Below are 15,407 nucleotides of genomic sequence, written 5' to 3' on the forward strand. Positions count from 1 at the left end.
GTTTCCGCCTTCAGGCGGACCCGCCGATGTGGCGGGCGATACCAATGAGATGCAAATTTAAAAAGCGAATAGTACAATAATAACTAAGGGCGCATAGCTCAGTGGTAGAGCGTTGCATTCACATTGCAAAGGTCGAAGGTTCGATACCTTCTGCGCCCACTCGAGATTTGTTTCGCTTTGCGAAACCATATTACCCGCGAAGCAAATTATTCTAATGTAATTAACAGACTTCACAATCATGGCAACAATTCACAAAAAAGTTTGGTCGGAATATTTTGAACAGATTATTGCGGGCAAGAAAAAATTTGAGTTGCGTCTGGCGGATTTTGAAGTGAATGAAGGCGACACTTTGGTTTTGGAGGAGTGGGATAAAGATAAAAAAGAGTATACTGGACGAAAAATTGAAGTTGTCGCAACCTATATTATTAAAACCAAGAGTCAAACTTTTTGGTCGGTGGAAGAAGTTGAAAAATACGGGTTTCAGGTTATTCAATTTGAACCAAAAGGCGGTAAAAATAAAGACTGGTCGGAGTATTTTCGGATCACAGGAAACAATCCGCCTTCAAAACTTCTCGTTAAATCCCTAGGATATGTTGCCCAAAAGAGTAAGGCAATTGATGTTGGCGGAGGTGCATTGAAAGATACACGATATTTGTTAGAGCAGGGTTTTGATGTAACCGTAGTTGATAAATCAGATTTAATAACAAAAGAAGCGGAGGCGATAAAATCCGATAATCTTCATTATTTTGTCTCATCTTTTGAGGATTTTGATTTTCCCAAAAACGAATACGATATCGCTTCTGCCATGTATGCTTTGCCATTTAATCCGCCGGAAAGTTTTGACGTTGTTTTTGCAAAAATCAAAGGTTCATTAGTAAAAGGTGGGATATTTTGCGGGCAGTTTTTCGGTGTTCATGATGAATGGAGTAATGATAAAAAGATGACTTTTCACACCAAAGAACAGGTCGAAAAATTGCTTTCCGACATGGAAGTTATTTTGTTTGACGAAGAAGAAAAAGACGACAAAACCGCCAACGGCACGTCAAAGCATTGGCATATTTTTCACTTTATTGTCAGGAAGTTATAGTGTTATAATAAGTTCATGAACTACAGCCAAAAGTCAAATTATCAAGCGTAGTTAATATTTTGTTATGATTGAAAAAGAAGGTGAAACAGTTATGAATAAGGAGACAATAACAAGTGACCCGCATGAGTTGAAAACACTCGATTATTTAAGCATGGAACGTCTTAATGAAATAAAAAATAAACTAGCTAATTTTGACGGATTAGGTGGTCAAGATGTGAAGTCGCAGACAGAAGTAGTTCGGCAACAATATGCTCGTTTATCCGGAGGAATGAGCTTATCTACAGAGTCTCAACGGCAACTTGATTTAAAAATGCAAAATGAAGTTGCTACGTTGCAAGAGCGGGGCTTGGAAAAACGGGAACAATTTGTTGATTTACAGATTGAGAAGGTGGTTTTAGAAAATTCGCTTGGCGTACCTCTTAGGCAAGAAAAAGTGTCTGCTCGTCCAGGAATAGTTTTTGAAAATAGTGCCGTTCTCTCTCCATATGGAAGCGGTGATTTTATTGGTTCTTTATATATTGGTGGAGCCGTGGTTGAAGGGTTACCTCTTTGCGTAAAAGCGACAAGGGGAATGGGAAGAGCAGTCTTTATTGAGGGAAGGACGCAATTAGAAGGTCGGGACTATAACTTTATTCAGTGGAAAGGTGTTGATTCTCTTGTTGGTGGAGGAATAGAGCAAAATCTCGCCGAAGCGGACGGTAGTGTCGATTATATTGTTGGTGAAAAGGTAGATTTTTCGCCGTTAATGATGATTAAGTTTCCGGGTGGCAAGGAGTCGGTGAGATTTCGCGGTACATCATTTTACAAAAATCTTTTGCGTGAGGCTGAAAAGAGCAAGCAGTTCGAACAATATGGTCTGCGGATGCCCAAAATTTTAAAAACAATAAAGTTTTCCCGGGAATTCTGTCAAGAACACAATTTGCCAGTGCCGGAAAATGATGAAGAAGGAGATTCGAACGGTGAGATGCTGAAGGATTTTGTCGAACGTCAAGATGTTGTTATGGGTGATAAACAAAAAGAAATAATACTTTTATCTTATGAAGCGAAAAAACATAATAAAGGTTTTGTTTTAGGACAAAGTATTAGGGCTTTTCGTAACGTTTGGCGCGTGGATGACGCTGAAAAGTTGCGCGGAGATAAAGAGGGGCTCGCGCAGATTATCGAAACTTCAAAAAAGATACTATCGGAAGAATTTGGACGAGAATTGGGGGATAGGGAGTTTGTTGAAGAGTTTGCAAAATTGCTTGGTCAACAAGTTGCTATACTTCTTGAAAATCGATTAGTGCAAGGCGCAATGCGAGACCACAAACAAGACATTACATTTGCCGCGGAAATTTGTGATTTTGATGGTGCTTATAATGTGGATGAGTATTTGGCAGATCCTAATAATGAACCGCAATGGTTAAAAGATGGTCAAGGCACGAGAGAAGATTGGATAAAAGAGCGAGAGTTGAAGTTGTACAGGCAGATTTTGCTTGTTGGTGCCCACTTAAAACCCATTATTGGGACAATGGAAGAATTGGGAAGAGGTGATTTTTCAGAAGAAGTTATTAGTCAGTTTATTGACGGAATTGCAAGTAATCTATCTGAAGAAAAAAAGAAGCAACTCGAGCAGTTTTTAGTGGAAAATCAAAATAAAATAGAGACGGAATATGATAAGAAAATGCAAAATATCGAAGATATTGTTGGAGATTCGGAAGTGGCACGTAGAAATTTTGCGGGATATAAGTTGTATTTCGAGGATATTTGTGCTAAATTACTGCAAAGCATACAAGGTAAAAAATAATTAATTTATTTTTAAGACATGCAATTTTATGTCAGAACGTGCTCCAAGGGTATTACCAATTGAGCCGGAAGAAACCGGGATGATAAAACGAAACTTAGAAGATGGTGAGTTAAGAGAGAGGCCTTTTGGGGAGGATGTTTTGCGGGTCATACGCAATAGTGGGTCATTTAGAGCAAACGTCGTAGCGATTCCTCCCTTTTTCAAAGGGAGGTGAGGAGGGATTGTAAAAATAAGAACATCTCAACTTCTTAACTTAATCCACCCTCGCCCTTTGCTCATCAGAGTAACACCGCCGAAGCGCGTGCAACTTTGAAAAAGGAGGGGGACAACGACGTCGTTTTCTTTAATGTTGCGATAATTCTGTTTTGTTGGTATCCCACTATTGCGTATGACCCTGTTTTGCAGGCTTCACTTGGGTTGGTGGAAAAATTACAAGGTCCAGAGTTTCAGAAAGCTTATGCAGATAGTCTTGCATATGGCTGGAGATATAAAATGAATTTTTCCACCTCTAAAAGAGATGAAAAATTTATAAAACAGATGACGTCGGGCGAATTGGATATGACAAACAGAGGATTTGGTCTGTTATATACAGTGATTGATAGGATGAAAGAGAAAATTAGTCGTGGTCTTGTTTCTCTGGATAACATGAAGGATTTGCAAAAAATGGCAACAGAGAAGCAAAGAGGAAGTGGTGAGACCTATAATGAAGGAATTATGGTAGAAACTCTTACAAATTGGCTCACTAGTTTTAAACAAGAGCAAATTGATCCAAAAAAAGTTGATGCAGAATTTTTAAGTGTTTTGTGTAGGGATATATATCAGATGATGTACAAAATTAATGAGCATGGTAACGCTAGAAAATTTGTTGATAACCCACGACAATTCAACGATGCGGCAATTGATTTAGATCGTGCCTATCAAGTAATAAAAGATGTTTCACGGAGTAATTACAAATTATAGATATCTCAAAATATTGGTATTGTATAAATAGCGCATTCTTGTTTGTGTTATAATATCCGTATGAACTACAGTCAAATTTTAAGGCGTAGCTGGGAGATTCTTAAAAACAACAAGTTTTTGTGGGGATTGGGGATCCTCGCAGGATTAGTGTCGGGTGGCGGGGGAATACCTTCTTTTAATTTTCCTTCTAGTTATCAATCTGCTCAACCTACGCCTGCTGTAATTGAAACTTTGCCGACAACTAGTCCAGTAAATCAAAACATGGATCTTTCAATGGCAAGTGCTGGGCGCATTTTGGGGGATGCTGTACAGAAAAGTAAGTGCATAACTCGCGATTTGGGTGATAAATCCTTGGGTGACAAGTGTGGTAATGGACCAGTTCTTACTTCAGCGGTGATTACAATAATCGGTTTGTGTGTATTGCTAGGTATTGTTGTCGGACTAATAATTCTGTATTTTGGTACTTCCGCCAGAGCGGGGTTGATATTGGCTGTGGATAAGTTAGAAACAACGGGTGAAAAAATGGGTTTCAAAAAAGCGCTCAATGAAGGAAAAAAGTATTTTTGGCGTATTTTTGGCGCGGGGTTGTTGTACTCGGCTTATGTCCTGTTTTTTTTGGCGATTTGCGGGGCACTGATTGGTATCGCGATATTGCTAAATAACACGGTTTCAACCGTTGTGATTGTGCTGATTGGCGTAGTTTTGTTTATCGCATTTTTGGTGTCATGCCTATATTTAGGGGTACTTTATTTGTTTATCGCGCAAATCATTGTTTTGGGAAATTTTGGTCCGATTGAGGCGTTAAAGAAAGCGCATCTTTTGGTGAAGAGTCAGTGGCGTGATGTGCTAATTAGCTGGATTATTATGATTGGAATCGGTTTTGCGATGGGACTAGTGATTGTTCTTTCCTTGTTGATTGTCGGCACAATTTTGGCACTTGTCGGATTTGGTATTTATGGATTGGCGGGTGTAGTTGGCGCGGTAATTTTTGGGATTATTTTTGGAACTATTTTGTTTGTCGTTTTATTTATTATTAGAGGTTTTGTCACCGCGTATATGTCGATTTTTACCACTTTGGTTTATCGTGCGCTATACTATATTCAAGCTCAAAAATTTATTAATTAATTTTTAATAACAAAACGATGGAAAATAATCAAGAGCAAGTTCCGGTACAGCCACCTGTTACCGCGCAAGTGCCAGTTGGGGTTAATCCGGCAGGCGCAAGTGGTGTTGATGGTCCAAACGGACCGTTTCCCGCGGAATTAAATCATTGGAATTGGGGAGCATTTCTTTTGAGCTGGATTTGGGCGATTGGTAACCAGGTTTGGATTGGATTACTAGTTTTGCTTTCATTTATTCCTGTTATCGGGGGAATTATCGCTTTAGTGATGGTGATAATGTTGGGTATCAAGGGTAACGAATGGGCCTGGAAAGCGAAGAAATGGGATAGCGTTGAACATTTCAAAACAGTGCAGAAAAAGTGGGCAAAGTGGGGAGTCATTCTTGCTATTGTTGGTGTTGTTATTGCAATTTTGATGGCCGTTGCCATGATGTTTTTGGTGGCGAAAGTGGCAACGGATGAGCCAAGTCGCGTTCAGCAATACAATGTAAATATTCCGGAGTAATAACAGTAAAAAAGTAATTGTAATATCAGTTAAATTTAGACGAGTTCGGACATTAAAACAGTTCTGTCTGCGGAAGGAACAGTTTTAATGTCCGAACTCGTTTATTTTGAGGAAATTTTAGCATTCGCCATTTTCTATATTTAGCTTTATTCTTTTTCTATGACCGAAAATACATTGCAGCCAAATGAAGGCAAAAAATTGGAAAAAGTTGTGGCGGGGGTAAATTATCTTCGTTTTCCGATTAAAACTCACGTCGTAAAACCAACGGATGATATTGAAGCGGTTGTAAAACAGTATTTGGCTCACCTGCTTCAGACGGGTGACATGGTGGCGATTTCGGAAAAAGTGGTGGCGATTACCCAGGGTCGTTCATATCCAATTAAGGATATTAAGCCGTCCTGGCTGGCAAAATTGTTGGTAAAATTTGTTTTTAAACCAAAGTGGGGAATCGGATTGGGAAGTCCGTGGACAATGGAATTGGCTCTGCGTGAGGCGGGGGCACCACGTATTCTTTTCGCCGCCCTTGCTTCGGCTATTACAAAACCGTTTGGCGTGCGCGGTGTGTTTTACCGCGTGGCCGGGAAAAATATCAACGCGATTGATGGCCCAACGCCTTACACACTTCCGCCCTACAACGAATACGCAAAATTAGCACCGAAGGATCCGGAAAATGTCGCACAAAAGTTAGCCGAATTGCTAAAAGTTGGCGTAGCGATTATCGATGCTAATGATATTGGTGTGCAAGTGTTGGGTGCTTCAGAGGGAATGAACATAGAGCTAATTCGTGAACTATTTAAAGACAATCCACTGGGACAGACAACAGAGCAAACACCACTTTGTATAATTAGAAAGTGTTGAAGTAGACAAATTAAGTAAATAACTACCGACCAGGGTTGAACCTTGGACAAGACTGTCCAAGGTTCAACCCTGGTTTGCGTGGCTTTGATTACCCGTTCCCTTGAAAAGGGGAACTTTTTGGTGTATATTGGTTGTAGGTGGAAAAAAGTGGGGAAAAGTGGGGAAAACAGTGGATAACTTTTCAAAAGCCAAGATGTTTATCGGCGAATATCACCATAGTATTGATGAAAAAGGACGTTTGGCTCTTCCAACAAAGTTTCGGAAGGAATTGGCACAGGGAATCGTGGTAACCCGTGGATTAGACCATTGTTTGTTCGTTTACACCCAAGCGATGTGGGAAAAAATGGCCGGTAGAATTGGCAATTTGCCCATGAATCAAAAGAACAATCGTGCGTTTGCCCGTTTGATGTTGGCCGGTGCGATGGATAGCAAAATTGACGGTCAGGGCAGAGTGGTGTTGCCGGATTATTTGAGAACGTTTGGCGGGTTAACAAAGAATGTGGTGGTGGCCGGTGTGCAAGATCGTCTGGAAATTTGGGACGAAGCCGAATGGGCCAGATACACCAAGGATGCGGAACAGCACAGCGAGGAAATTGCTGAAGCAATCGAGCTCTTTCAAAACGAAGTATAAAAATATAAACAATGGCGTTAGATCTTAATACGCAAAGTTTGGGTCGCACTGACCGTATCTTGCATCAACCGATATTTTTGCAAGAAATCCTTAAGTCTTTGGTTCAACCAAAGGCGCGTTACGTTGATGGCACTTTGGGGGACGGGGGACACGCCAAAGCTCTGCTTACCGCGAGCGATGAATCATCAAAATTGATTGGTATCGACTTGGATACGGAAGGACAAGTGCGTGCCAAAAAAGAACTCGTAGCATTTGGCGACCGCGTGTTATTTGCACACAACACGTTTGCGAATGTGGACGAAGTGGTTAAGCAGGTGGGCTGGGGGTTCGCGACGGGAATTCTTTTCGACTTGGGAATGTCAACTCATCATCTCCAAGCCGAACGAGGTTTCTCTTTCAAAAATCAAGGAGCATTGGATATGCAGTTTGATCCCACGGGGACGATCGCGCTTCCGGAACCGACGGCGATTTATCTAAAACGAATCGCGCGAAAAATTCCAGCTTATACCGCGAAGGATTTGCTGAATAATTTGCACGAGGATGAATTGGCAGAATTGATTCAAAGCTACGGCGAAGAAGCATTCTCCGAACGGATTGCTGCGGGAATTGTGCAAGAGCGCCGTAACGGCGATATCGATTCCGTTCCGCAGTTGGTCCAAATTGTCTTGCGAGCCTATCCCGGAGGAAAGAGACACGGGCGTATCCATATTGCGACTAAAACTTTTCAGGCATTGCGGATCGCAGTGAATAGGGAATACGAAACGTTGCAAATTGCCATCAAGAAATCATTAGCGATTTTGGCAGATGGTGGGCGATTGGCAATTATCTCTTTTCACTCCGGAGAAGATCGCATTGTAAAGCAGGTGTTTAGGCAGGCGGCACAAAGTGAAAACTTTACGCTTCTGACCAAACATCCAATTAAGCCGACGTTTCAAGAAGTTCGCGCCAACGCCTGGAGTCGTAGCGCAAAACTAAGAATTTTAGAAAAATCCAAATAAACAAATGACAATCTATTCCATCAATAATCACAATAAGTACGGTTCTGGAAAAGCAACACCGCGTCGCGTGTCGGCATTATTGGCGCATAATAAAAACACAAAAGACCAGTATTCTTCACAGCGAGGTTCGACTATGGGAATATTTCTCTCCGGATTGGGAATATTGTCGATAATAGTTGTCGCGGGCTTTCTCTATATTTTTCAGGTGACGAGTTCGGCGGTGGGTGGATATGATACAACATCATTGGAAAAACAAATTGTCAAATTGCAAGACGAACGACGAGATTTGGAAATGCAAGCCGCTGATTTGCAATCATTGCAATCTATCGAGCGAGGGGCAAAAAAGTTGCAGTTGGTGGCTTCTGATAAAGTTTTATACACCAGCCCGATTTCTAATAACAATTTGGTCGCGTATTCGGGACAAGCAAGTGGATTATAAATCGTTCACAACTGCGTCTATCAGTGACCGACCCTGACGTCCCCACTTCGCTCACCCTTTGCATAAAGCTACGGCGTGACACGGTAAAGCTACGAGGGGCAGGTCAGGGACGGTCCCTGATTTGTTGACAGTTAACTTGCTATAATAAATTGATGCGTGAGACTCCCTTAAAACGCGATAAAAATATGATCAAACGAAAGGGTGATCGGTTTTTCCTTTTATTCCTATTTGTTTTTGTGGTTTTTACGGCGCTTTTTTTGCGTTTAGGGTATTTACAGATTTTACAATCGGCAAAGTATACTTCATTGGCAGAAAATCAACGAACACGAACGTCAGATCTATTACCGCGACGCGGAAGTATCCTGTTGTCGGAAAAAGACGGCGTGGAACCATTCTCTGTGGCGACCACCAGGCAAGCAGAGTCCGCGTACGTAGAACCGCGCGTGATTAAAAATTTGGATTATACCGTAGGCATATTATCAGAGATATTGATGCGTTATGATCAGCGGGAAGTGGCGAGACGCGAAAAATTATTAGACGATTCCGGTCAGAATACGTTAGGGGAAATTGAAACAAGAAATAAGGATCGGAAAATTTTAATAGGAGAGGAAAAGTTAAAACAAGATGAGCAGGCTAAGCAGGATATTCAGAACCGATTACGTAACAAATTGAGTAATCCGAAAGATCCGTACGAGCCGTTAATTGCCTCTTATCAAAGATTCGACGATCAACTGATTCAGGATTTAAAAAATTTGAATTTGCCGGAAATTCGCTTTGAAAAATTTTACGATCGATATTATCCGGAAGAAACTTTAGCGGCGCAAGTATTGGGTTATGTGCGTCAAGAAGGAATAGGAATTAAGGGAGAATATGGAATTGAAGGGGCAATGAATGATGTTTTACAAGGTCGTTCCGGTTTTATGGCGTCGGAACGGGACGTGATTGGGCGTTTAATTTCCGTAAGCAGTATGGACCTTAAACCGGCAGAGGACGGGGCGGACATCGTGTTGACAATTGATCGAATTGTTCAAACCTACGCGGAAAGTGTCGCGAAGCAGGGGCGCGATAAATTTAGCGCGGAAAAGGCCAGTATTATTGTTGCGGATCCTTACACGGGAGAAATAAAGGCAATTGCAAATTATCCGACATTTGATCCAAATTATTTTGGGGATGTTCGTGATATAAGTGTTATGCGCAACAATGCAATTCTTGATGTTTTTGAACCCGGGTCTATTTTTAAGCCGTTAATTATGTCGATTGCCATCGATTTGGGCTTGGTTACCCCTAACACGACGATGAATGATGCGGGTGCCTTGAAAGTTGGAAAATATATAATTAATACTTTTAACGGTAAGCATTTGGGGGTGATAACGATGACTCAAATTCTCGAGCAATCAAATAACGTCGGAATGGTTTGGGTGGCGCAAAAAATCGGTGCGGAAAAACTTTTTGAAGGATTGCGTCATTTCGGGATCGGCGATAAAACAGGTTTGCCGCTCACTGGAGAGGCGGCTCGCGCTTTACCACTTCCGGATACTTGGTCGGAAGTAAAACTCGATACAATCAGTTTTGGACAAGGCGTCGTGGTTACTCCGATGCAGATGTTGGTTTCGGCAATGGCGGTAATAAACGGGGGACAACTTTTGGAACCGCATATTATCAAAGAAATTCGTTACTCCAATGGTAATGTTGATAAAACGCAAGTAAAGCTGATTCGACAGGTTGTTTCTCCTGAATCCGCAACGAAAGTTTCGGCAATGATGACTTCTGTTGTTGAAAATGGCGTGGGTGCGTTGGCAAAAGTAAAAGGATATTATGTGGGCGGTAAAACCGGGACTGCGCAAGTGGTGGAATCGGAAACGGGGCGTTATTCCGCCGATAAGAAAATTATTTCCTTTTTTGGGTTCGCGCCGGCCGATAAGCCCAAATTTGCGGTGCTAATTATTCTTGATAATCCGAAAGGTTTAAGTTTTGCTTCTGGAACCGCAGCACCAATGTTTCATGATTTAGCGAGCAAGCTTTTGAACTACTATATGGTGCCACCGACGCGGTGAGGGTGTCGGGAGAAGGTGGTGTAATTTTTATGAGCACCTTTTTTAATAAGAGCTCTTTCTGAGTTCAGATTTGTATATGGTATTTAGTATATAGTATATGGATTTACAATGTTTGGTGGTAAGATAATTTTTTGCGGTTGACTAATCATTGGTCGGAACTTTACAAAACAACATCGGACAATAATTCCATATACCATACACTAAATACTATACGCTTTTTCTAATTGTGCACGGTGTTTGTTTTGTTGTTTATGTTCTTGACTTTGGAAATGCCAAATAATATACTCTAAAGTCCGCTATGGTGGCGGAGTATGAAGATCCTTTCACAACTGAAAGAGAGGTGCGATATGGCAGGCACGGAGCGTGTTTTGACGCTTCCGGAGTTGCAAAAAAGGGCACTCCGGGCGTTGGACGATGCACGGCTTGTTTGTTGGGCGCGGGACGAAAGTCTTAAGCCGAGGGAGGTTTTGCGTTTGGCGCAGGGGCTTAAGGGGTTGTCTCGTCGACAACCCGAGGCAGCAAGATGCATGGCGGTGATCCGCCGTGACTATGGCCTAGAAGCCCTGGATCTATTTATCTCAAGCATGGCGCGAGCACGGGCGGAATTATCCGCCACGGAGCAGGCCCACCGAGGAGAAATCATGGACACTCGAGTATTGCAGAGTATTGTTGGTTTGACTGATGTTCGCAAGAAGTTTGAGCTGTTACTGAAGAACGGTTACGCGAAAGAAGCGGCCGAGTTCTTGCTTGAACTGGCTACGAATGGCACGGCTTTTTGTTGGCTTTCTGTGGGTCAAGTAAGAATTGCAAATCCGCTTGGCGATGAGTTTTGTCAAGAAAAGAGCGGTTCTGCAATTTCCAGTGTGGTGTTTGTTTTTCGGAGGGAAATTGGGAAAGGATTTTTCCCTCTTGATGACCAAGAACAAAAATCAGAATCAGAACTTTCAATTCGGTTAGTCAGCTTGGTGCCGATGTTGGAAAAGGCCGGTTTGACTGAAACTTGTCGCGTTGTCGCAATGGAGATCGTAAAGGCTGTGTTGGAAAATACCGTCAAACACGATCCGCGCGGTGAAGAAAGTCCTGCCAACTATTGGAATGTAGTGGGAACTACTGCGACGGCGCGGGAACTTTGGCCGGTCGGTCAGCGGAATCTGGAAAACAATTCGTTGGCTTTTCAGGTCGAAATTTGGCAAGCACGTTTTCACTTTTTTGTCGGTGATCTTGGCCCGTTAACACAGCAAGTTTTACCGTCATTGGATGATGGTTACCGTGGAACGTTGGAAACGTACCAACAGCTCGATTGGTTGGTCGATTATCTGCAGGAATGCGGATGGACCATCGAGCAAGTTTGCCAAGAGTTTATCGATTGGCTGGAACGGCACGCGGAACATAATTTGAACAATCAGGTTTTTGTGGCCGTGGCCGGTTCCGCGCGTTTGCAGTACGGACTGTCTTTGTCGAAAGCTCACTTCGCGCTTCACAAACGTCTCGAATTCTGCTGGCGACAGTTGTGCAACGAGGATCCAAGAGTACTTTCGTTAGAGATGTTTGTTCAACTGGGACGGCTTGGCTTGTTTAGTAAAGATGACGCCAGTTTTTTCCTGCGCGAACTCACGGATTTGTTGGCGCGGGGAAGAGTGGCGTTAACGGCGCAGATTGTACGCGTACTTTGTTCTCTAACCTCGGTTGGTTTATGTCAATGTTTTTCAGGGCCTTATAGCGCGTTGAAAAAAACAGTGTTGGCGGAATTGGGAGAGCTTGCTCCCGAAGCCTTCGATCTGGCAATAGAAAGGCAAGCGTTCGGCGTTGCCGCCGCGCTTGGCCAGCACTTCAACTGTGTGGATGAGGCAGCTTTACGCCTCGAGGCCAACAGATCATTGCGAGCGAAATTGGACGAGATCATTCCCGGTCCAGAAACGATGAAAAGCGCAGATCGAGAAGAAGTGCTCCTTTACGCGCTTGATGGTACCTGTCCTTCCATCGGAGACGAAGAAGATTGCTCGGACGCCACTCCCGAACTGATTGTCATGGGAATGCCGGGGAAGGGTTGGAATGGCACCTTGACTCACGAGCAAGCGGAAAAGTATTTCGACGTGCGTGCACAGCGCGACGAATTGCTCAAGACTTTGGTTGAGATTCGCAAAACCGTGATCAAAGGATCGGTCGAAACGGCACTCGCGCTGGAAATGCCGATCGCGTTGGAAGTCGTAACGCTTCTGTAGTCAGTCGTAGTAGGTTAGTAGTTTGACCCGCATGGTTCTTTGGAACTATGCGGTTTTTTGTATTTGGCAGATGATTCGTAGGGGAGCACGTCCCCGTGCTCCCGCAATAAAACGATATCAGTTTGTCACTCGGATAATTACTTTTTGTATAATTCTAAGTAGTATTTATACATAGCACCGATATTGCTGGTAGGTATTTGTTTTATCACAGAATAAGCTGAGAAATGATTCTTGTTCAAAACTATCGGATTTCCATCCGATACTTTTATTAGATACCCGGTTGATAAATCTTGTCTATTATTTTCCGTATTAAATTTGCCTACAAACTGACTGAGCATTATTTTATCTTTTGGATTGATATTTAAACCAACCTCTTGTTGGGCGATTCTTGTAAGTGTGGCATCTATACTTTCTCCCTTTAACATCCGCAAACCAGGGAGTGCCCATTGATTTTTGTATGGAGCGATTTTTCGCTTTACCAAAATTACTCCTTCATCGCCGTATTCAATAATAAGATCAAAGGTGGGAATAACAGCCCATTCCAAAATTAGATCAAATATTTCATTGGGGGCAAAACCCTTGTACTCCTTCATTACTATTTCTGTTTTTGTATAGATTCGATAACCAAACGGACATTCGGATTTTCTGAAGGAACGATATTGATTTTTCCCTTTCCATAAGTTTCTTCCAGACCGTGAAAAAACTCATCAGCCCACGACGGAGTAATAACGGTTACTTGGCTAAAATCAAGTTCAATTTGTTCTTTTGTATCTTTTGGGATTGTGTATGCTTGCGCGGCCAATAGCGCTTCGCGGCCAGCCGGTCGCGAAATCAAAAACTTGCCAAATTTACTCATATCGATACGCATAATTATAGTTTATCTTGTATTCATTATTATTTCAACTTCGGCATAGGTGCCATATACAAATTCTTGTTTATCTTGTACAAATGAAGCCACAACGCTTTCGTTTATTGGAAAAACTGTTTCAAATTTAGCGTCGCCTGTTTGAATGAAAAAATGTGCCTCGGGAAATTCTTGATTTAGTGATTTCATGATAAATTTTAATCCTCTTCCGCGATTTTCAGGTTGGCGGCCACTTATCTGCTTGGTCAACGCAACAATTAAGGCATCATGATGGGAGGTTAGATTTTTGTCTGCTTGTTGTAGGGAACGTAAAACTCCCTGTCCGCGGTCTGCAATAATGATCCGTAAAACATTATTTTGTACTTCAAAAGAAAACCAACAACCGGATATATCCTTCCATGAACCCAAATTATGATCAAAACAGTTGGTTGTAAGTTCGGCGGCAAGAGCCGTGAGGAGCGCTGTTTTTTCTTCAGCAAGGCCATTGGCGATTGCTTCTTGGTATAATTTTGGCAGGCGGCCGTCGGCAATATCGCGCGTTGGACAATAATATTGAGGTGGTGGTTCATTCACAAAATTTTCTTTTGCCCAAATTATTGCTTGATTTTCCATAGAGCTATTATACATCGCTTTTACAAAATGTGTCCGTATCCAGTAATTATTTTGTCTTTCTTGCTTCTTGTTCGAAAATTATTTATTCTATTATAGTCAAAGGAGGACGGCGTTCCGACTTCCGATATCCCGCCCATCTGGGCGAGGCTCGCCCTGAGGGGCGGCTGACTTCCGATCTCCTCGTACGGCCTCATCGTCTAACGGCTAGGACGAAGCGTTCTCAACGCTTAAATCGGAGTTCGCCCGCCAAAACGGCGGGCGCCCGCTGAAATAGCGGGCGATTCTCTAGTATGATTTTGCAATAGACAACCGCAAGAAAACAGATAAAACTGTAAATACGGCCTCATCGTCTAACGGCTAGGACGAAGCGTTCTCAACGCTTAAATCGGAGTTCGATTCTCCGTGAGGCTACCAATGTTTTATTGCTGTTGTTTCAGCAGTTTCGAGCAATCCGCTTCCTTCATATATGTTCTGGTTGGTAGGTTATCTGACAGAAAACTGCCCATGCTTTGTACACCAGATTTTGTGCGTTCCCAAAAACTTAACTGTTTGGACGCTAGTGGGTTGGGATTTGGGGCAGGAGTGGCCGGAAAATCTTTTGGCAGAATCTCTATTTCTAATTTTTTGGCGCCGAAGGCGATTGCTTCCTTTGTTGTCGGGTGCCAGATGTCGATAATTTTTACGCCGTTGTATTTGGCGTTCATTCGATCTTCTACGGTATAAAAATCATTGCCGATTTTCAAACGGGTGCCAATTGGAAGAAAATTGGTGGCAACTACTCCTTTGCGAACAACAGTGCCAGACGCGGTAATGCATGGCGACGCATCGTTTTGATCGACAGTGGGCGAATAGGCGACGGCAGTGACTTTAAATTTTTGACCGACTTTTGGGGAAAGGTATCCGACAGTACTCATTTGCAATTTACTGAAAGCGTCACCAATCGCGCTAAACCAGCCAACCTTTTTTTCTTCGGTTACTGTGATTCTGTAGCGCGGGGAGTTGATTTGTTGGGCAAAGGCAATAGAACTCATGATAAGAATGAGTAATGAAGTTGCGACAACAGAGTATTTCCAGGATGATTTTTTGTGTTTCTTTGGCACTAATATAAGTATATAGTGAGAGAAAAAATAAATCCAAAGCTGGAGTTTGGAAATAATTTTTCAGTCTCCAATTTGAAATTTGAAATCAATTTTTAATATCTAAATTTGAAATACGAACGCGTTTTTCAAATTAATTTATTACGATATTTCAAATTTCAAATTAAAAATTC

General features: G+C 42.3%; 15 protein-coding genes and 2 tRNA genes. 13 read left to right on the forward strand and 4 right to left on the reverse strand.

What is annotated here, in order from left to right:
- Nucleotides 1-87: 87 nt before the first annotated feature.
- The 12 genes from Q7S57_02090 (at nt 88) to Q7S57_02145 (ending at nt 12,660) form a co-directional block, all read left to right on the forward strand.
- Nucleotides 88-159 (forward strand) — tRNA-Val (locus tag Q7S57_02090).
- A gap of 79 nt (nt 160-238) precedes the next feature.
- Nucleotides 239-1,087 carry a DUF3850 domain-containing protein gene (locus tag Q7S57_02095; GenBank protein MDO8512037.1) on the forward strand — a complete coding sequence of 283 codons (849 nt, stop codon included), beginning with the start codon at nt 239-241 and terminating at the stop codon, nt 1,085-1,087.
- 64 nt (nt 1,088-1,151) lie between these two features.
- Nucleotides 1,152-2,873: a hypothetical protein gene (locus Q7S57_02100; GenBank protein MDO8512038.1), complete on the forward strand. Its 1,722-nt coding sequence runs from the start codon at nt 1,152-1,154 to the stop codon at nt 2,871-2,873.
- A 399-nt stretch (nt 2,874-3,272) separates the two neighbouring features.
- Nucleotides 3,273-3,833: a hypothetical protein gene (locus Q7S57_02105; GenBank protein MDO8512039.1), complete on the forward strand. Its 561-nt coding sequence runs from the start codon at nt 3,273-3,275 to the stop codon at nt 3,831-3,833.
- Nucleotides 3,834-3,893: 60 nt separating this feature from the next.
- Entirely contained in the window at nt 3,894-4,958 is a 1,065-nt protein-coding gene (locus tag Q7S57_02110; GenBank protein MDO8512040.1) for a hypothetical protein, read from the forward strand.
- A gap of 17 nt (nt 4,959-4,975) precedes the next feature.
- On the forward strand, nt 4,976-5,458 hold the full coding sequence (locus Q7S57_02115; protein MDO8512041.1) for a hypothetical protein: 483 nt from the start codon (nt 4,976-4,978) through the stop codon (nt 5,456-5,458).
- A gap of 159 nt (nt 5,459-5,617) precedes the next feature.
- Nucleotides 5,618-6,316 carry a coenzyme F420-0:L-glutamate ligase gene (locus Q7S57_02120; GenBank protein ID MDO8512042.1) on the forward strand — a complete coding sequence of 233 codons (699 nt, stop codon included), beginning with the start codon at nt 5,618-5,620 and terminating at the stop codon, nt 6,314-6,316.
- A gap of 100 nt (nt 6,317-6,416) precedes the next feature.
- Entirely contained in the window at nt 6,417-6,947 is a 531-nt protein-coding gene (gene mraZ / locus Q7S57_02125) for a division/cell wall cluster transcriptional repressor MraZ (GenBank protein MDO8512043.1), read from the forward strand.
- Between the two features lie 11 nt (nt 6,948-6,958).
- Nucleotides 6,959-7,945, forward strand: coding sequence for a 16S rRNA (cytosine(1402)-N(4))-methyltransferase (gene mraW, locus Q7S57_02130; GenBank protein MDO8512044.1), 987 nt, complete (start codon nt 6,959-6,961; stop codon nt 7,943-7,945).
- A gap of 4 nt (nt 7,946-7,949) precedes the next feature.
- Nucleotides 7,950-8,384: a hypothetical protein gene (locus tag Q7S57_02135; GenBank protein ID MDO8512045.1), complete on the forward strand. Its 435-nt coding sequence runs from the start codon at nt 7,950-7,952 to the stop codon at nt 8,382-8,384.
- Nucleotides 8,385-8,569: 185 nt separating this feature from the next.
- Nucleotides 8,570-10,438 carry a penicillin-binding protein 2 gene (locus Q7S57_02140; protein ID MDO8512046.1) on the forward strand — a complete coding sequence of 623 codons (1,869 nt, stop codon included), beginning with the start codon at nt 8,570-8,572 and terminating at the stop codon, nt 10,436-10,438.
- Nucleotides 10,439-10,749: 311 nt separating this feature from the next.
- On the forward strand, nt 10,750-12,660 hold the full coding sequence (locus Q7S57_02145) for a hypothetical protein (protein ID MDO8512047.1): 1,911 nt from the start codon (nt 10,750-10,752) through the stop codon (nt 12,658-12,660).
- 137 nt (nt 12,661-12,797) lie between these two features.
- Here the strand turns inward: Q7S57_02145 and Q7S57_02150 are convergent, their stop codons facing one another.
- From Q7S57_02150 to Q7S57_02160, 3 genes are read right to left on the reverse strand one after another with little or no spacing between them, the layout of a single operon-like run.
- Complete coding sequence (locus tag Q7S57_02150; GenBank protein MDO8512048.1) at nt 12,798-13,253, reverse strand: NUDIX domain-containing protein; 456 nt, start codon at nt 13,251-13,253, stop codon at nt 12,798-12,800.
- Nucleotides 13,254-13,255: 2 nt separating this feature from the next.
- Nucleotides 13,256-13,528 carry an STAS-like domain-containing protein gene (locus Q7S57_02155; GenBank protein MDO8512049.1) on the reverse strand — a complete coding sequence of 91 codons (273 nt, stop codon included), beginning with the start codon at nt 13,526-13,528 and terminating at the stop codon, nt 13,256-13,258.
- Nucleotides 13,529-13,537: 9 nt separating this feature from the next.
- On the reverse strand, nt 13,538-14,137 hold the full coding sequence (locus Q7S57_02160) for a hypothetical protein (GenBank protein ID MDO8512050.1): 600 nt from the start codon (nt 14,135-14,137) through the stop codon (nt 13,538-13,540).
- A 339-nt stretch (nt 14,138-14,476) separates the two neighbouring features.
- Here Q7S57_02160 and Q7S57_02165 point away from each other — a divergent pair.
- Nucleotides 14,477-14,551: transfer RNA gene (locus Q7S57_02165), tRNA-Glu, on the forward strand.
- A gap of 5 nt (nt 14,552-14,556) precedes the next feature.
- On the opposite strand, the gene Q7S57_02170 is transcribed toward Q7S57_02165, so the two are convergent.
- The gene (locus tag Q7S57_02170; protein MDO8512051.1) at nt 14,557-15,168 is read right to left on the reverse strand and encodes a 3D domain-containing protein; all 612 of its coding nucleotides are present in this window, start codon (nt 15,166-15,168) and stop codon (nt 14,557-14,559) included.
- Between the last annotated feature and the right edge of the window lie 239 nt (nt 15,169-15,407).

The sequence above is a fragment of the bacterium genome, from assembly GCA_030647555.1.
GTDB lineage: Bacteria > Patescibacteriota > Andersenbacteria > UBA10190 > CAIZMI01 > CAIZMI01.